Source organism: Microbacterium oxydans (assembly GCF_000956525.1).
Lineage (GTDB): Bacteria > Actinomycetota > Actinomycetes > Actinomycetales > Microbacteriaceae > Microbacterium > Microbacterium oxydans_A.
In genome coordinates this window covers 357,737-374,963 of record NZ_JYIW01000025.1, presented here as the reverse complement: position 1 = coordinate 374,963, position 17,227 = coordinate 357,737, and the positions used below count along the sequence as shown (strand labels likewise).

The 17,227-nt window shown below is 68.4% G+C and carries 16 protein-coding genes; 8 read left to right on the top strand and 8 right to left on the bottom strand.

Annotated elements, in window-relative coordinates; translation table 11 throughout:
• Positions 1–87: 87 nt before the first annotated feature.
• The 8 genes from RS83_RS12110 (at position 88) to RS83_RS12075 (ending at position 7,818) form a co-directional block, all read left to right on the top strand.
• Complete coding sequence (locus RS83_RS12110; RefSeq protein ID WP_045279756.1) at positions 88–423, top strand: PTS sugar transporter subunit IIB; 336 nt, start codon at positions 88–90, stop codon at positions 421–423.
• Positions 420–701 (top strand): HPr family phosphocarrier protein, encoded by a 282-nt coding sequence (locus RS83_RS12105; protein ID WP_045279755.1) that lies wholly within the window; start codon positions 420–422, stop codon positions 699–701. The genes RS83_RS12110 and RS83_RS12105 overlap by 4 nt, the downstream gene beginning before the upstream one ends.
• Positions 698–2,386 (top strand): phosphoenolpyruvate--protein phosphotransferase, encoded by a 1,689-nt coding sequence (gene ptsP, locus RS83_RS12100; protein WP_082071655.1) that lies wholly within the window; start codon positions 698–700, stop codon positions 2,384–2,386. Before RS83_RS12105 ends, ptsP begins: the two co-directional genes overlap by 4 nt.
• Entirely contained in the window at positions 2,383–4,014 is a 1,632-nt protein-coding gene (locus RS83_RS12095; RefSeq protein ID WP_045279754.1) for a PTS mannitol transporter subunit IICB, read from the top strand. Before ptsP ends, RS83_RS12095 begins: the two co-directional genes overlap by 4 nt.
• Positions 4,015–4,078: 64 nt before the next feature.
• Positions 4,079–4,513 (top strand): PTS sugar transporter subunit IIA, encoded by a 435-nt coding sequence (locus RS83_RS12090; RefSeq protein ID WP_045279753.1) that lies wholly within the window; start codon positions 4,079–4,081, stop codon positions 4,511–4,513.
• Between the two features lie 14 nt (positions 4,514–4,527).
• Positions 4,528–5,685, top strand: coding sequence for a mannitol-1-phosphate 5-dehydrogenase (locus RS83_RS12085; RefSeq protein ID WP_045279752.1), 1,158 nt, complete (start codon positions 4,528–4,530; stop codon positions 5,683–5,685).
• Between the two features lie 84 nt (positions 5,686–5,769).
• A complete protein-coding gene (locus RS83_RS12080; protein ID WP_045279751.1) occupies positions 5,770–7,056 on the top strand; it encodes a flavin-containing monooxygenase in 1,287 nt (428 codons plus the stop codon).
• Between the two features lie 9 nt (positions 7,057–7,065).
• A complete protein-coding gene (locus RS83_RS12075; RefSeq protein WP_045279750.1) occupies positions 7,066–7,818 on the top strand; it encodes an alpha/beta hydrolase in 753 nt (250 codons plus the stop codon).
• Positions 7,819–7,842: 24 nt separating this feature from the next.
• Here the strand turns inward: RS83_RS12075 and RS83_RS12070 are convergent, their stop codons facing one another.
• From RS83_RS12070 to RS83_RS12035, 8 genes are all read right to left on the bottom strand, one after another.
• Entirely contained in the window at positions 7,843–8,901 is a 1,059-nt protein-coding gene (locus RS83_RS12070) for a polysaccharide deacetylase family protein (RefSeq protein ID WP_231587777.1), read from the bottom strand.
• A gap of 47 nt (positions 8,902–8,948) precedes the next feature.
• Entirely contained in the window at positions 8,949–10,064 is a 1,116-nt protein-coding gene (locus RS83_RS12065) for an adenosine deaminase (RefSeq protein WP_045279748.1), read from the bottom strand.
• Between the two features lie 69 nt (positions 10,065–10,133).
• Positions 10,134–11,426, bottom strand: coding sequence for a thymidine phosphorylase (locus tag RS83_RS12060; protein WP_045279747.1), 1,293 nt, complete (start codon positions 11,424–11,426; stop codon positions 10,134–10,136).
• On the bottom strand, positions 11,423–11,821 hold the full coding sequence (locus RS83_RS12055; RefSeq protein WP_029262551.1) for a cytidine deaminase: 399 nt from the start codon (positions 11,819–11,821) through the stop codon (positions 11,423–11,425). Before RS83_RS12055 ends, RS83_RS12060 begins: the two co-directional genes overlap by 4 nt.
• Before the next feature lie 27 nt (positions 11,822–11,848).
• Entirely contained in the window at positions 11,849–13,132 is a 1,284-nt protein-coding gene (locus tag RS83_RS12050; protein WP_156153204.1) for an ABC transporter permease, read from the bottom strand.
• Positions 13,132–14,451 (bottom strand): ABC transporter permease, encoded by a 1,320-nt coding sequence (locus tag RS83_RS12045; protein WP_045279745.1) that lies wholly within the window; start codon positions 14,449–14,451, stop codon positions 13,132–13,134. Before RS83_RS12045 ends, RS83_RS12050 begins: the two co-directional genes overlap by 1 nt.
• Positions 14,448–15,962: an ABC transporter ATP-binding protein gene (locus RS83_RS12040; RefSeq protein ID WP_045279744.1), complete on the bottom strand. Its 1,515-nt coding sequence runs from the start codon at positions 15,960–15,962 to the stop codon at positions 14,448–14,450. The genes RS83_RS12045 and RS83_RS12040 overlap by 4 nt, the downstream gene beginning before the upstream one ends.
• A gap of 108 nt (positions 15,963–16,070) precedes the next feature.
• A complete protein-coding gene (locus RS83_RS12035; RefSeq protein WP_045279743.1) occupies positions 16,071–17,192 on the bottom strand; it encodes a BMP family lipoprotein in 1,122 nt (373 codons plus the stop codon).
• Positions 17,193–17,227 lie beyond the last annotated feature (35 nt).

Sequence of the window (17,227 nt, the reverse complement as noted above, 5' to 3'; positions counted from 1 at the left end):
GAAACCGAGGTTCCGCAGGGGCGGAAAGGAACCTGGTGGTGACCGCATCCCGACTCTCACAGACTGTTCTCAGGAAGGTTGGAATCGATGAAGATCCTTGTGGTGTGCGGCGCCGGTGCGTCCAGCACGTTCGTCGCTCAGCGACTCCGCCGTGCCGCAGAGCACGCCGGTCTCGCCTGGGACGCCTCAGCAGGGATGGAGACCTCGATCGTCGAAGGCGGTCAGGATCTCGTGCTCATCGGTCCGCACCTCGCCGAGCGGGTCTCCGTGATCCGCAGCATGGTGAGCGTGCCAGTCGCCCTCCTCCCCGACGACGTCTTCGCGGATCGGGACGGCGAGCGCACGCTCGCGCTCGCCCGGACGCTTCTCACCGACAGCCCAGACGCGTCTCACCGGCAGCACACCTCGGAAGGAACATCATGACCGCCTCTCGCACCGTCCGCATCGGCTCATCGCACGGGCTGCACGCCCGCCCCGCGAAGCTGTTCGCACAGGCAGCCAAGGAGTCGGGGATCCCCGTCACGGTCGCCAAGGACTCCGGCAAGCCGGTCAACGCCGCCAGCATCCTCGGCGTCATCGCCCTGGCGATCGAGCACGGCGACTACGTCACGCTGACCGCTGAGGGCGACAACGCGGAGGGCGTGCTCGACACGCTCACCGAACTCCTCACCACCGATCACGATCAGGATGCGGCCGGATGAGCACCCTCCGCGGAGTGGGCATCGGCTTGGGCGTCGCCCAGGGGCCGATCGTCCGCATGACCGAGGCGTCGCCCGCCCCCGACCAGACCCCGAGCACGCTGAGCGCCGACGAGGAGCGCGCACGTGTTCGTGACGCGGTCACGGTCGTCGCGCAGGAGCTGAACGACCGCGGTGCCGCGGCCGGCGGCTCGGCGCAGGAGGTGCTCGAGGCGCAGGCGATGATCGCCGAGGACCCCACGCTCCAGGACGAGGTCGACACCAGACTCGACGCCGGCGCGACCGCCGAATGGGCCGTGCACGACGCCTTCGCGGGCTTCCGTGCAACGCTCGAGGCCGTCGGCGGCTACCTCGGCGAGCGCGCCGCCGACCTCGACGACATCGCGCAGCGCGTGCTCGCGCACCTTCGTGGGGTCGAGGCGCCGGGTGTGCCGAACCCCGGGCATCCGTTCGTGCTGGTCGCCCGCGACCTGGCACCGGCAGACACCGCCCTGCTCGACCTCGACCAGGTGCTCGCGCTGATCACGGTCGACGGCGGCCCCACCTCGCACACGGCGATCCTCGCCAGGGAGAAGGGCATCGTCGCGATCGTCGGCGCCGTCGAGGCGACCGCCCTCGAGACCGGGCAGACCGTGATCGTCGATGCAGCGGCAGGCGTCGTCACGATCGATCCGAGCGACGACGAGAAGGACCGCGCGGCCCAGCGCTCCGCCGCCCGCCTCGCGGCGGATGCCGCGCCTCTGACTCCCGGCGCCCTCGCAGACGGCACGCCGATCCCGTTGCTGGCGAACCTGGGCAAGCCGGCCGACGCCGCTGACGCTGTCGCCCGAGGGGCAGAGGGTGTCGGGCTGTTCCGCACCGAGTTCCTGTTCCTCTCGGCGCAGCAGGCACCGACGGTCAGCCAGCAGCGCGAGTCGTACCGTGAGCTGCTCGCCGCGTTCCCAGGTCGGAAGGTCGTCGTGCGCATGCTCGACGCCGGTGCCGACAAGCCGCTCGCCTTCCTCAACGACGCGCACGAGGAGAACCCGGCGCTGGGTCTCCGCGGGCTCCGCTCGCTGCGCGCCAGCGAGGACATCCTCCGCGAGCAGCTGACGGCCCTCGCCGAGGCGGATGCCGCGACCGAGGCCGACCTCTGGGTCATGGCCCCGATGGTCACCACGGTCGAGGAGACCGAGTACTTCACCACGCTCGCTCGCGAGTACGGGCTGAAGACGGCGGGCGTCATGGTCGAGGTGCCGGCGAGCGCGCTGCTCGCTGACCGCGTGCTCGCGCACGCCGACTTCGCCTCCATCGGCACGAACGATCTGACGCAGTACACGATGGCGGCGGACCGGATGCTCGGTTCTGTCGCCGGATTCCAGGACCCGTGGCATCCGGCGGTCCTCCGCCTGGTGCGCGAGGTCGGTGCCGCCGGCGCACGCCTCGGTAAGCCGGTGGGCATCTGCGGTGAGGCCGCGGCCGATCCGATGCTCGCCGTGGTGCTCGTCGGCCTCGGCGCGACGAGTCTCTCGATGGCGCCGTCGGCCCTCGCCGACGTGCGTCAGATGCTCTCCACTCGAACCCTCGACGAGGCCCGCAACCTCGCCGAACTGGCGCTGGCGGCCGACGACGCCGCCGGCGCCCGACTCGCCGTGGCCGATGCCACGGCACCCCTTCCCCCTCACCACCAGAAAGAGACGACATCATGACGACGACGTCACCAGCCGCCACGAGATCCGGCGGCCTCCGAACGGGAGTGCAGCGCTTCGGCACGTTCCTCTCCGGCATGATCATGCCCAACATCGCCGCGTTCATCGCGTGGGGATTCATCACCATGTTGTTCATCCCGAAGGGCTTCTTCGGTGCCAAGAGCCCCTTCGGCTGGCACTGGGCTCCGGTCGCCGAGATCATCGGCGGCGGCGGCGACTCCGCGGTCATCGGCTGGCAGGGTGCCATGACAGCACTCGCCGAGGGTGACGGCGGCAACATCTTCGCGTACGTGGGCCTCGTCGGCCCGATGGTCACCTACCTGCTGCCGCTGCTGATCGCCAACACCGCCGGCCGCATGGTCTACGGCGAGCGCGGTGGCGTGGTCGCCACGATCGCGACGATGGGTGTCATCGTCGGCACGAACATCCCGATGTTCCTCGGCGCCATGATCATGGGCCCGCTCGCGGCGTACATCACGAAGCAGATGGACCGCCTCTGGGACGGCAAGATCCGCCCCGGCTTCGAGATGCTCGTGAACAACTTCTCCGCCGGCATCCTCGGCATGATCCTCGCGATCCTCGGGTTCTTCGCCTTCGGACCGGTGATGCTCGGCATCAGCGCCGTGCTCGGCGCAGCCGTGGACTGGCTCGTCTCGCTCAGCCTGCTGCCGCTCGTGTCGATCATCGTCGAACCCGCCAAGGTGCTGTTCCTGAACAACGCCATCAACCACGGCGTGTTCACCCCGCTCGGTATCGAGCAGGCCGCCGAGAACGGCAAGTCGATCCTGTTCCTCATCGAGGCGAACCCCGGCCCCGGCCTCGGTCTGCTGCTCGCGTTCACGTTCTTCGGTGTCGGTGCTGCGAAGGCATCCGCTCCCGGTGCTGCGATCATCCAGTTCTTCGGTGGCATCCACGAGATCTACTTCCCGTACGCGCTCAGCAAGCCGACCACGATCCTCGCGCTGATCGCGGGTGGCGCTGCCGGTGTCACGACCAACATGATCCTCGGCGGCGGTCTGGCCTTCCCGGCAGCTCCCGGCAGCATCATCGCCGTGACGGCTGCAGCGATCGGCGGCGGCCCCGGCAACCTCGTGGTCGTCTACCTCTCGGTGGTGATCGCGGCGGTCGTCACGTTCCTCATCACCGGCGTGATCCTGCGGGCATCGCGCAAGCGCGACCTCGCAGCCGAGGGCGACTCCTTCGGCGCAGCGATCGCGCAGACCGAGGCGAACAAGGGCAAGTCGTCGGCCGCGATGGATGCGCTCCGCGCGTCATCGGCGACGTCCGGACCCGCGGGTGCGGTCGCCACCGACCGTCGCATCGAGAACGTCGTGTTCGCGTGCGACGCCGGCATGGGTTCGTCCGCCATGGGCGCGAGCGTGCTGCGCAACAAGTTCAAGAAGGCCGGCATCGACGGCGTGACCGTCACGAACCAGGCCATCGCGAACCTCGACGGCACGGCTGATCTCGTGATCACGCAGCAGCAGCTGACGGATCGCGCGAAGGACAAGTCGCCGAACTCGATCCACGTCTCCGTCGACAACTTCATGAACTCCCCCAAGTATGAAGAGGTCGTCGAGATGATGCGCGAACAGCACGACAGCGGCGCGGCGAACACCGACGCGTGATAGACCCGGTGGGGCGGATGCCACGGCATCCGTCCCACCGCCACATCCTCTGAAAGGAAACACCATGGGCGTTCTCACCCTCGACCAGGTCCGCATCCACTCCGGCAGCAGCACCCAGGAGGCGGCGCTGCAGGAGGCGACCGACATCCTCGTCACGGCAGGCGCGGTCACCCCCGCCTATGTCGACGCGATGCGCCAGCGGGAGGAGACCGTCTCGACCTACATGGGCAACGGTCTCGCCATCCCGCACGGCACCAACGACACGAAGGACGCGATCCTCGCATCGGCACTCTCGGTCGTCCGCTACGACGGCGGCGTGGACTGGGCCGGCGAGCAGGCGACCTTCGTGATCGGCATCGCCGGGCGAGGCGACGAGCACCTCGAGATCCTGTCGCAGATCGCGATCCTCTTCTCGGATGACGACGACGTCGCGAAGCTCAACGCAGCGCAGACTCCCGACGAGCTCTTCGCACTCCTGTCGGCGGTGAACGAGGGATGAGCGGCGAACGAGGGATGAAGGCGGTCCATTTCGGCGCCGGCAACATCGGGCGCGGATTCGTCGGCCTGCTGCTGCACGAAGGCGGGTACGAGGTCGTGTTCTCCGATGTCGCCGATGCGCTCGTCGACGCGATCAACGCGGCCGATTCGTACACTGTGCACGAGGCAGGACCCGGCGGCGTCGACCATGTCGTGACCGGCTTCCGCGCGGTCAACAGCCGCACCGACCCGGAGGCGCTGACGCAGGAGATCGCGACGGCGGATGTCGTGACGACCGCGGTCGGCCCGACCGTGCTGCGCTTCGTCGCCCCGGCGATCGTCGCCGGGCTCTCGCAGCGCTCCCCGGATGCCGCTCCCCTGCAGGTCATGGCCTGCGAGAACGCGATCGGCGCGACCGATCTGCTCCGCGCCGAGATCGAGGCGGCGGCAGGGGCGGATGCTGCGACGATCCTGTTGCGTGCGGTGTTCGCGAACACGGCCGTCGACCGCATCGTCCCCGCGCAGGCCCCCGGTGCCGGCGTCGATGTGACGGTGGAGCCGTACTTCGAGTGGGCGATCGAGTCGACGCCCTTCGGCGACACGCTGCCGAACATCCCCGGCGCGCACTTCGTCGACTCGCTCGGTCCGTTCATCGAGCGCAAGCTCTTCACGGTGAACACCGGTCACGCGGCCGCTGCCTACTTCGGCGCGCAGCGCGGCATCGAGCGCATCTCGGACGCCCTGGCAGACGGCGAGGTCGCAGAACGCGTCACCGCCGCGCTGGAGGAGACCTCGGCCGTGCTGGTCGCGACGCACGGACTCGACCCGAACGACCTGGCGCACTACCGGGCCACGATCCTCGAGCGGTTCCGCAACCCCGAGCTCGTCGACACCGTGCAGCGCGTCGGTCGGCAGCCACTCCGCAAGATCTCCCGCAACGAGCGCTTCGTCGGACCCGCCGCGATGGCAGCCGAGCACGGGCTCTCCTCGACAGCGCTGGTCGCCGCGGTCGCAGCAGCGCTCGCCTTCGACGACGCCGAGGATGAGCAGTCCGTCGAGTTGCAGCAGTTGCTGCGCTCCGAGGACGCCGTCGCGTTCACCACCCGGACGACAGGGCTCGATCCGGAGCATCCGCTGTTCGCCGCCGTGCGCGACGCTGTGCAGGCTCGTCAGGACGCCATCGCCACGGCCTGACCCGACGCCCTCTCACGCCCCCGCGCACCCGATACGATCGGTGCGCGGGGGCGTTTTTCGAGCACAGCGACGTGCAGGAGCAGCATGAACACATACGCCGTGATCGGCGCAGGGCCGTCGGGACTCGCAGCGGTGCGCGCTCTGACCAAGCGCGGCATCGGCGTCGACGGCTACGAGGCATCGCACGGTGTCGGCGGTCTCTGGGACATCTCGAACCCGCGCAGCACGATGTACGAGTCGGCACACCTGATCTCCTCGCGGACGACGACGGAGTTCGCCGAGTTCCCGATGCGGTCGACCGTCGACTACCCGAGCCACCGGGTGCTGTTGGAGTACTTCCACGAGTATGCCGAGCACTTCGGGCTGAGCGAGCACTTCCGGTTCGACACCGGGGTCACGCGCCTCGAACCGAGGGACGGCGGTTGGGACCTCACCGCAATCGGCCCTGACGGAGAAGAGACGCGGTGGTACGCCGGTGTCGTGCTCGCCAACGGCACACTCGCGCAACCCAACGTGCCCTCATTCCCCGGTTCCTTCTCCGGCGAGCTCCTGCACACGAGCGCGTACACCTCCCCCACCCTGCTGTCCGGCAAGCGCGTGCTCCTGATCGGTGCCGGCAACTCGGGCTGCGACATCGCGGTGGACGCAGTGCACCACGCGGCATCCATCGACATGAGCGTGCGGCGTGGCTACTACTTCGTTCCCCGCTACCTGTTCGGCAGACCCAGCGACACGCTCAACCAGGGCCGCCCGCTGCCCGCTCGCATCAAGCAGGCCGTCGACAGCCGCGTACTGCGCGCCTTCACCGGGGACCCGGTGCGATTCGGCTTCCCGAAGCCGGACTACCGCATCTACGAATCCCACCCGATCGTGAACACCCAGGTGCTGAACCATCTCGGGCAGGGCGATCTGCGCATCCGGGCCGATGTCGATCGGTTCGACGGTGCCACGGTGCGCTTCCGCGATGGCACAGCCGACGAGTACGACCTCGTGCTGCTGGCCACCGGGTACACGCTCGACTATCCGTTCGTCGACCGCTCGCACCTCGCCTGGCAGGGTGCGGCCCCTCGTCTGTTCCTCAACGTGTTCCCCGCCTCGTTCAACGGCCTGTTCGTGATGGGCATGATCGAGGCATCCGGGATCGGCTGGCAGGGACGCTTCGAACAGGCTGAGCTGCTCGCCACGTATCTCGCGGCCGTCCAGCACGACCCGGATGCCGCGGCACGATTCCGCGCACGGGTGACCGGCTCGCCGTGGCCCGACGTCACCGGCGGATATCGCTACCTCGGGCTCGACCGGATGGCGTACTACGTCAACAAGGACGCCTATCGCAGTGCTGTGCGGCGCGAGCAGCAGCGATTGACGACGTAGCCTGGAGACATGCAGAAGAAGCGCGGCCGGCGCGTACTCCGGTGGATCCTGGGAAGCCTCGCGCTCGTGCTGGTGCTCGCGGTCGGCGGCATCCTGATCTGGAGCCAGGTCGGCGTGATGCAGGCCGAGCCGACACCGCTGGCGTCGGTGCGGGACAACCCCGAGATCTCGATCGAGGATGCTCCCGAGGGCATCGTGCTGACGCCGTCCGACGGCGACTCGGAGATCGGTCTCGTCTTCGTTCCCGGGGCGAAGGTCGACCCGTGGGCGTATGCGGCCATCCTGCAGGGGCTGGTCGAAGACGGCGTCACGGTCGTGATCACGCGCCCGTGGCTGAACCTCGCATTCTTCGACCTGCGTGGTCTCGATTCGTTCACCTCCGCCGCCCCCGACATCGACACCTGGGCCGTCGGCGGGCACTCGCTGGGTGGCGTGCGCGCCTGTCAGCTGGCTGCCGACGCTGATGCGCTCGTGCTGTTCGGCTCGTACTGCGCGACCGACGTGTCGGACTCCGACCTCGCAGTGCTCAGCATCGCGGGTTCGGAGGACGGCCTGTCGACTCCCGAGAAGATCGCAGCGGCCAGAGACCTCCTGCCAGCCGACGCAGAGCTCGTCGAGATCCCCGGGGCATCGCACGCCTCGTTCGGCGACTACGGCCCACAGGCCGGCGACGGCACGCCGACGATCTCCGACGACGAGATGCACGCCACCGTCACCGGGCTCCTCGACGACTTCGTGACGCAGCAGCTGGCCACCCGCTGACACCCCCGGGCGGCGTTCAGCGCATCAGCCGATGCGCTTGATCAGGGACTCGAGCCCCATGCCGTAGTCGATGCGCACGACCGGCAGTGCGAGCTTGTCCGTGCCGATCTGCACGGTGCCCGGTTCGATCGTGCGGGCCATCTCGAAGCCGGCCTGGGCCACGCCCTGCTTCGCGGTGTCGTTGAAGTGGCCGTACGGATACGCCATCACCTCTCGGACGCCGAGGATGTCGCCCGAGGTGTTCAGGTCGGCGGCGATCTGGTCGGCGGTCCAGTTGACCATCCGCCCCTTGCCGTTGTCTCCTGCCTGATGCATGTCGTGCGTGTGCGAACGACGGAGCACGTACAACGACGGCGGCGGATCCTGCCGGTACGCCGTGATCATGAACGACGTCGTCAGCACCTTGTACTTGTCGACGACCGGCACCGCGAGGTCGAACCAGGTCTGATCCGCGTCGTCGTCCGTGATGATGACGGACCGTGCGGGGAGGAACAGCCGGCCGTCGATGAAGGCACTCAATTCGTCCCAGGTCGGCAGGTAGAAGCCGGTGGTCGCGATGTGGTTCATCTGGGCGTCGAAGTCGCCGATGTACGCGTAGTTGCCGCGCAGCCACCCTTTCTCGCCATCGGGGTTGGTCGTGAACTGGTGGTACATCAGGATCGGGATCCGCGCCGCCTCGGCGACGTTGTCCTCCGGGGTCTTCCACGCACCGAAGAGCTCGACCTGCTGATCGGTGCAGACGACCGGATCCGCACCGTTCACGCGCCCGGCCGTCGTGAAGCCCTGCGCGTCGGCAGCGGTCGCATACCAGCCGGCGAACACGAAACCATCGCGGCTCGGGATCGGGAGGGCCTGGTAGAGCGCGCCCTGCTGCTGCAGCATCGGATCCTGGGCGATCCCGTCTCCCACGAAGGATGCAGCGCATGCCATCGGATCGCCCGAGTCGGCCACGAGCTGTTCGGCGGGCGAGAGCGGATGCGGGATCGGCGTCGCCTCCGCCTTCGGTACGGGCTCAGGAGGCGTCCTGTTCAGCCACAGGACGGCTCCGGCGCCGCCACCTACCACGATGACGGCAGCCGTCACGATCACTGCGATGACGCCCCCGCGTCGCCTCCCCCTGGCGGCCATGGTCAGATGTCGAAGCCCTCGGCGATCATCTCGACGAGCTCTTCCCGCTCCTCGACGGGGAGGAAGGCGGCGGATGCTGCGTTGAACTGGAAGGCCTCGAGGTCGTCGAGGTCGTACTCGAAGGCCTCGACGAGCAGGGCGAGCTCGCGCGTCAGCGAGGTGCCGCTCATGGTGCGGTTGTCGACGTTGACCGTGACGGAGAAACCGAGCTGGTACAGCAGGTCGAACGGGTGGTCGGCGAGGGTCTTGCCCCACGCGGCGATCGCACCGGTCTGCAGGTTCGACGACGGCGACAGCTCGAGCGGGATCTCGCGATCGCGCACCCAGCGGGCGAGGTCGCCGAACTGCACCTGCACCTCGTCTCCCTCTTCCGTGACGACCTGGAGGTCCTCGGCGATGCGAACGCCGTGGCCCAGTCGCAGCGCGCGGCCGTCGATCAGCGCTGAGCGGATCGAATCCGGCCCTGCGGCCTCGCCCGCGTGCACGGTCACCGGGAAGAAGTTGTCTGCGAGGTAGTCGAAGGCTGCCCGGTGGTTCGACGCGGGGAATCCGTCCTCGGGGCCGGCGATGTCGAAGCCGACGGCACCTCGTCCGCGGAAGGCGACGGCGAGCTCCGCGATCTCCAGCGAGCGGTCGGTGTGACGCATCGCGGTGATGAGCTGACCGACGCGGATGCTGTGACCGTCGCGGTCGGCTGCCTCCTCGCCCTCCTCGATGCCCTGCTGCACCGCCTCGACGGTCTGCTCGAGCGTCAGGCCACCGGCGAGGTGCTGCTCAGGAGCCCAGCGGACCTCGCCGTAGATCACACCGTCGGCAGCCAGATCCTGCACGAACTCGCGCGACACGCGGGTCAGGGCGGCAGCCGTCTGCATGACGGAGATGCTCACGTCGAAGGTCTTCAGGTACTTCACCAGCGAGCCGGAGTCGCTCTGCGAACGGAACCATGCGCCGAGCTTCGAGGCATTCGTCTCCGGCAGCTCGATGCCGGCGGCATCCGCGAGCTCGATGATGGTCGCCGGGCGCAGCGCGCCGTCGAGGTGATCATGCAGCGACACCTTGGGGAGACTGCGCAGGGATACTCCCTGGATCGTGACGTCGCCGTTCGGGTCGATCGACATGGTGGTCCTCTCAGAAGTCGTGCAGGTCGTCCCGGTGGGTGCAGCACGTGCGTTCGGGCAGGCCCAAGCCTAGGCCGTGATGCGCTCCCGCACGATCGGGCCGCGCTCGGTCGCCGTGTCTCCGATGGCCCATGCACCCTCGAGCGCCTCGAGGGCACGCGGGAAGCGGGCCTCATCGGCGGCGGACAGCGTGAACAGCGGCTGTCCGGCGACGACGCGGTCGCCCGGCTTGGCGTGCAGGTCGATGCCGGCCTCGAAGACCACCGGGTCCTCGGCGCGGGCGCGGCCGGCACCGAGGCGCCAGGCTGCCACGCCGAACGGCAGCGCATCGAGGCGGGCGAGCACGCCGCCCTCCGTCGCGGTCACGACGTGCGTCTCGCGGGCCGTGGGGAGCGGGGCGTCAGGGTCGCCGTCCTGCGCGCGGATCATGGCCTTCCAGCCGTCCATCGCGCGGCCGTCGTCGAGCGCACGCTCCACATCGGCATCGGGCTGTCCGGCGAGCGCCAGCATCTCGCGGGCGAGAGCGATCGTCAGTTCTCGCACATCGGCGGGGCCGCCGCCGGCGAGGACCTCGACCGACTCACGGACCTCGTTCGCGTTGCCGATCGCGAGACCGAGCGGCACGTTCATGTCGGTGAGCAGCGCCGTGGTCGCGACACCCGAATCGGTGCCGAGCGCGACCATCGTGCGAGCGAGCTCACGGGCGCGGTCGATGTCCTGCATGAAGGCGCCGGAGCCGAACTTCACGTCGAGCACGAGGGCGTCGGTGCCCTCGGCGATCTTCTTCGACATGATGCTCGACGCGATCAGCGGGATCGCCTCGACCGTGCCCGTCACGTCGCGGAGCGCGTAGAGCTTCTTGTCCGCCGGCGCGAGGCCGGAGCCCGCGGCACAGATGACCGCACCCACGTCACCCTGCATCTGAGCGAACATCTCCTCGTTGCTGAGCGCTGCACGCCAGCCGGGGATCGACTCGAGCTTGTCGAGCGTGCCACCGGTGTGACCCAGGCCGCGACCGCTGAGCTGCGGCACGGCGACGCCGAACACCGCGACGAGCGGAGCGAGCGGCAGGGTGATCTTGTCGCCGACGCCGCCGGTGGAGTGCTTGTCGACCGTCTTCTTGCCCAGTGAGGCGAAGCTCATCCGCTCCCCCGAGGCGATCATCGCGTCGGTGAGCACCCGGATCTCGTCGCGCTCCATACCGCGCTGGAAGATCGCCATCGCGAACGAGGCCATCTGCGCGTCGGACACGTAGCCGCGCGTGTACGCGTCGATCATCCAGCGCAGCGCCTGCTCGGGGACGACACCGCCGTCGCGCTTGGCGCGGATGACATCCACCGCGTCGAAAGGCTCTACGGTCATCGTGCTTCCTCCAGGTCGCGCGGCCCGAACGCATCGGGCAGCACTTCGTCGATCGTTCGGATGCCGGAGACGGTCTCCAACAGCATCCCGGGCATCGCATGCTCGAACAGCAGCTGTCGGCAGCGGCCGCACGGCATGATCGTCTGTCCGTCGTTGTTCACGCACACGAAGGCGACGAGCTGGCCGCCGCCGGACATGTGCAGGTCGCCGACCAGCGCGCACTCAGCGCACAGGGTCACGCCGTACGAGGCGTTCTCGACGTTGCATCCGGCCACGATGCGGCCGTCGCCGACCAGTGCCGCGGCACCGACGCGGTAGCGCGAGTACGGTGCGTAGGCCTTGGTCATGGCGTCGGTCGCGACCTGACGGAGCTCGTCCCAGTCGATGTCTGTCATTGCGATGGTTCCTTTGTCTCGACAGCCCTAGGACTTGATGTAGGGCTTGCCGTCGGCGGCAGGGGCCTTGATCTGTCCGGCGAACCCGGCGACCGCGAGCAGCGTCACCACGTAGGGCAGCATCAGCATGAACTCACCCGGGATCGGCGTCTTCAGGATCGACAGCAGGTTCTGCAAGTTCGTGGCGAAGCCGAACAGCAGCGCCGCGAGCGTCGCGCGGATCGGATCCCACCGTCCGAAGATCACGGCTGCGAGGGCGATGAAGCCGAGGCCCGCCGTCATGTCCTTGCCGAACTGCGGCACGGAGACGAGCGTGAAGTACGCGCCGCCCATGCCGGCGATCGCACCGGCCAGCAGCACGTTCCAGAATCGCGTCGGGTTGACCTTGATGCCCACGGTGTCAGCGGCCTGCGGGTGCTCGCCGACGGCACGCAGCCGCAGGCCCCACCTGGTGCGGTACAGGCCCCAGGCCACCACCGCGACGGTGATGAACATCAGGTACCCGATGAACGTCTGGTTGAACAGCACCGGTCCGATGATCGGGATGTCGCTCAGCAGTGGGATCTCCACGCGCGGGAATCGCACCGGCGCGTTCAGCGTCGCCTCGTTGGGGGCGAGCAGCGCACCGTAGAGGAACCCGGTGAGTCCGGTGACGAGCACGTTGAGCACGACACCGACGATGACCTGCTCGACGAGGTACTTGATCGCGAAGGCGGCGAGCACGCTCGCGACCAGGACGCCTCCGATCATCGCGCCGATCAGGCCGACGAAGGGGTTGCCGGTGATGCTCGAGAGCAGCGCAGCAGAGAAGGCGCCGAGCAGCAGCTGCCCTTCGATCGCGACGTTCACGACGCCGGCACGTTCGCCGATGACGCCACCGAGTGCACCGAAGACGAGTGGCACGGAGAGTGAGACAGCACCGAAGAGCAGGCTCGTGACGGGCACGAGTCCCCCGGCTGCCGCCCACACGAGGAAGGCGAAGACGGCGAGCACGCTGAACGCGACGACCAGCCACAGCGAGGGCGTGCGATACGTCCAGGCGCGGAGGAATCCGCCCACCGTCAGCACCACCAGGATGCCGAAGACGACCCAGAACGTCGATGCGGTCGGCAGCGCGACGTCCGGCAGCGCGAGTGCCGACGACTGGTCGGAGAGTCGGAAGGTGCTGGTGCCGTCGCGCGGCACGAACACGAAGAGCAGCGCGAGGAGCACGGTGGCTCCCGCCAGCACGATCGGCGCCTTCAGGTGCCGCTCCTTCACGGTCGCCAGCTGCACAGTGCCGTCAGCGGCCTGGCTCTGCACGAGAGACATCATGCCGTCACCGCCTTCTTCGCGGCCTTGGCTCTGAGCCGTGCCGCCTTCTCGATATCGGTCTTCGGCAGGAAGAACACCGCGCGCAGCAGCGGAGGCGCGGCGATGAACAGCACGACCAGGGACTGCACGACCAGCACGATGTCGACCGGGATGTCCTGCGCCTGCATCGAGAACGAGCCAGCCTTGAGCGCCCCGAACAGGATGCCGGCGGCGAACGTGCCCCAGGCGCGGCTGCGCCCGAGCAGCGCGACGGTGATCGCGTCGAAGCCGATGCCGGCGTCGATGGTCTCGGTGACACCGGTGGTCACCGCACCCTGGATCTGGTTCATGCCTGCGAGACCGGCGAGGCCACCCGCGAACAGCATCGCGTACACGTAGATGCGCTGCACACTGATTCCGGCGGCCCGTGCGGCGTGCGGGTTCTCGCCGACCGCGCGCATCCGCAGACCGAGCGCCGAACGCTCTATGAGCCACCAGACGAACAGGGTCGCCAGGATCACGATCACGAACCCGAGGTCGAGCAGGGGGAACTGCGCACCCAGGAGCGTCGGGAACTGCGCGCTCTCCGGCGTGGCCGATCCGAGCGCCTGGTTCGTGCCCGGCTTCTGCAGCAGGCCCGGTGTCCGGATCAGCCACAGCAGCAGGTAGTACGCGATGTAGTTGAGCATGATCGTGAGGATCACCTCGTGCGCGCCGGTGCGAGCCTTGATGAGACCGGCGATCGCGCCCCAGAGTGCACCACCGGCGATGCCGGCGATCAGCGTCACGGGGATGTGCAGCCAGATCGGCAGGTCGAGCGAGAACGTCAGGAGCGCTGCGACAGCGACGCCGATGAGCATCTGTCCGCGGGCACCGATGTTGAACAGGCCGACGCGGAACGCCAGCGCGACGCCGAGACCGGCGGCGATCAGCGGTGCTGCGAAGCCGAGAGTGTTGGTCAGCGGACGGATCTGTGCCGCGAAGTCGGCGCCGCGGGCGTTGAAGATCGCGCCGCGGAACAGCGCCTCATAGCCGTTGTAGACCGCATTCCATGCCGCTGCGAGCGTGTCGGTGGGGCGGGAGAAGAAGTACCCGGATGCCGTCTGCACGTCTTCGTTCGTGAAGGCGATGAGGATGCCGCCGACGATCAGCGCCAGCACGATCGCCAGGATCGTGGTGACGGCGTTCCCCCGGAGGATCTCCTTGAGGATCACGTTCCCGCGCGGGGGCGGGGGCACATCGGACGGGTCACGGGGAACCGTCCCGGTGGCGGTGCCGAGTTGCTCGGGCGGGATGCCCTTCGTCACATCTCCTGCGCCGGGTGTCGCTCCGCTCACGCGGCCACCTCTCCTTCGGCCGCTCCGGCCATCATGAGTCCGAGCGTCTCCCGAGGCGTGTCGCCGGGGACGATGCCGACGATCGTGCCGCGGTACATGACCGCGATCCGATCGGCGAGAGCTGCGACCTCATCGAGCTCTGTGGAGACGACGATCACGGGGATGCCCGAGTCGCGCGTCTCGATGATCCGCTTGTGGATGAACTCGATCGAACCGACGTCGACGCCGCGCGTCGGCTGGGCAGCGACCAGCAGCCGCAGGTCACGGCTCATCTCTCGCGCGATCACCACCTTCTGCTGGTTTCCGCCGGACAGCGTGCCTGCGGGGGTGTCCGGGCCCTGGGTTCGGATGTCGTACTCGCGGATGCGCTCACGCGCGAAGTCGTCGAGCGCTGAACGACGCAGCGTGCCGGCACGGCTGAACGCCGGATCGTCGGAGCGGTCGAGGATCAGGTTCTCCGCCACCGAGAAACCGGCGACGATGCCGTCTTCCGTGCGGTCCTCCGGCACGAAGCCGACTCCCGCGTCGAGGATCGCGCGGACGCTCTTGCCGACGAGCTCGTTGCCGTCGAGCCTGATGCTGCCCTCGACGCGAGCGGCGAGTCCGACGATGGCCTCCACCAGTTCGGTCTGGCCGTTGCCCTGCACACCCGCGATCGCGAGGACCTCGCCGGGCCGCACTGCGAAGTCGACACCGTCGACGACGATCGCCCCCGCTGCGGTCAGCACGCGGAGACCGGCGACCTCGAACCCGCCGTCGCCGAGGCGGGGCGCTTCCTTGTGGACGGTGAGCTCGACGGCCCGGCCGACCATGAGCGATGCCAGCTCGGCGTTCGTCGCGGTCGGTGATGCTTCGCCGACGACGCGGCCGAGACGCACGATGGTGATCTTGTCGGCGACCTCACGCACCTCGCGGAGCTTGTGCGTGATGAACACGATCGCGGTGCCCTCGTCGCGGAGCTGGCGCATGATGCCCATCAGCTCGTCGGTCTCCTGCGGGGTGAGCACGGCGGTCGGCTCATCGAACACGAGCACCTTCGCATCGCGCGAGAGCGCCTTGATGATCTCGACGCGCTGCTGCACACCGACCGGAAGGTCGCCGACGAGTGCATCGGGATCGATGTCGAAGCCGAACCGGGCTGCCACCGACCGCACGTGCTCTCGCGCTTTCGCGATATCGAGCGTGCCGAGGGCCTTGGTCTGCTCGTGCCCGAGCATCACGTTCTCCGCCACCGTGAACACCGGGACGAGCATGAAGTGCTGATGGACCATGCCGATCCCCGCAGCCATCGCGTCGCCGGGACCACGGAAGCGCTGCACCTCGTCATCGAGGAGGATCTCTCCCTCATCGGCCTGGTAGAGGCCGTAGAGGACGTTCATGAGGGTGGACTTGCCAGCGCCGTTCTCACCGAGCAGCGCGTGGATCTCACCCGGTTGGACCACCAGATCGATGTGGTCGTTGGCAACGAGGGTGCCGAAGCGTTTGGTGATGCCGCGAAGTTCGAGCTTCATGTCTGCACCTTATCCAGAAGAGTCATCGTGGTGGATCTCCATCCGTCCACGACACGGGGCGAGTGGCATCCTGCTCACCACTCGCCCCGCGCGGGAACTGCGACGGAATTACTTGGAGGTCGGGGAGTTCGGGGACTCCACCTTGATGTCGCCCGAGATGATCTGCTCCTGCAGGGTCTTGAGCTCATCGGTCAGGCCGGCCGGGAGCTTCGACTCGAAGTCGCCGAAGCCGGAGAGCTTGACACCCTCGTTCTCGAGCGTGCCCACGTACGGAGCCGGGTCGAACTCGCCCTTGGCAGCGGCCAGGGTGGCGTCCTTCACGGCCACGTCGATCGCCTTCATGATCGAGACCAGCGTGATGCCTGCGACGCTCGGGTCGGCGACGGCGAGGTCGCTGTCGACACCGAGCATCAGGGTGTCCTTGCCACTGTCGGCGATCGCCGCAGCCGCGCTCTGGTAGACGGGGCCGCCGACCGGGAGGATGACGTCGACGCCCTGGTCGAGCACACCCTGCGCGGTCTGCTTCGCCGTGTCGTTCGCGTCGAAGCCGCCGGTGAAGGAGCCCTCCTGCGTGGTGACGTCCCAGCCGAAGACCTCGACCGCAGCCGACTTGTCCTCGTTGTACTTCTCGACGCCGAGCTGGTAGCCGTCCATGAACACGGCGACGGACGGGATCTTCATGCCGCCGAAGGTGCCGACCTTGTTGACGCCGGACTCAGCGGACCAGGCAGCGGCCGCGTAGCCGCCGAGGTACGCCGCCTGCGCGGTGTCGAAGACGAGGGGCTTGATGTTCGGCGCGTCGACGTTGCCGTCGAAGTCGTTGTCAGCCCAGTCGTCGATGATCGCGTAGTTGAGCTTCGGGTTCGCGAGCGCGGACTCGACGGTCGCCGCGGACAGCTTGAAGCCGACCGAGATGATGAGCGAGCACCCCTCGGAGACGGCGGTCTCGAGGTTCGGAGCGTAGTCGTTGTCGTTCGCCGACTCGAACTCGAGCGGCTTCACGCCGAGTTCCTTCGCAGCGGCGTCCATGCCCTCCTTGGCCGACTGGTTGAACGACTTGTCGTTCCATCCGCCGGCGTCGGAGACGAGGCAGGGCAGGAAGTCGGAGTCAGCCGGCTTCTCAGAGCCCGATCCGCTGTCGGTCGGCGCCTGGCCGCAGCCGGCGAGTGCGAAGATGACGCCGGCGGCGACGGTCGCGCCCAGCAGCTTCTTGGTGGTGGAGATGGTCAACGGGTGCCTCCCTCGACGAACCGCGGCCCTCGCGG

Coding starts and splice junctions, on each gene's coding strand:
- RS83_RS12110 (WP_045279756.1), top strand. CDS start 88: ATGAAGATCCTTGTGGTGTGCGGCGCCGGTGCGTCCAGCACGTTCGTC.
- RS83_RS12055 (WP_029262551.1), bottom strand. CDS start 11,821: ATGACAGACATCGACTGGGACGAGCTCCGTCAGGTCGCGACCGACGCC.
- RS83_RS12090 (WP_045279753.1), top strand. CDS start 4,079: ATGGGCGTTCTCACCCTCGACCAGGTCCGCATCCACTCCGGCAGCAGC.
- RS83_RS12105 (WP_045279755.1), top strand. CDS start 420: ATGACCGCCTCTCGCACCGTCCGCATCGGCTCATCGCACGGGCTGCAC.
- RS83_RS12080 (WP_045279751.1), top strand. CDS start 5,770: ATGAACACATACGCCGTGATCGGCGCAGGGCCGTCGGGACTCGCAGCG.
- RS83_RS12050 (WP_156153204.1), bottom strand. CDS start 13,132: ATGTCTCTCGTGCAGAGCCAGGCCGCTGACGGCACTGTGCAGCTGGCG.
- RS83_RS12065 (WP_045279748.1), bottom strand. CDS start 10,064: ATGTCGATCGACCCGAACGGCGACGTCACGATCCAGGGAGTATCCCTG.
- RS83_RS12060 (WP_045279747.1), bottom strand. CDS start 11,426: ATGACCGTAGAGCCTTTCGACGCGGTGGATGTCATCCGCGCCAAGCGC.
- RS83_RS12095 (WP_045279754.1), top strand. CDS start 2,383: ATGACGACGACGTCACCAGCCGCCACGAGATCCGGCGGCCTCCGAACG.
- RS83_RS12075 (WP_045279750.1), top strand. CDS start 7,066: ATGCAGAAGAAGCGCGGCCGGCGCGTACTCCGGTGGATCCTGGGAAGC.
- ptsP (WP_082071655.1), top strand. CDS start 698: ATGAGCACCCTCCGCGGAGTGGGCATCGGCTTGGGCGTCGCCCAGGGG.
- RS83_RS12085 (WP_045279752.1), top strand. CDS start 4,528: ATGAAGGCGGTCCATTTCGGCGCCGGCAACATCGGGCGCGGATTCGTC.
- RS83_RS12040 (WP_045279744.1), bottom strand. CDS start 15,962: ATGAAGCTCGAACTTCGCGGCATCACCAAACGCTTCGGCACCCTCGTT.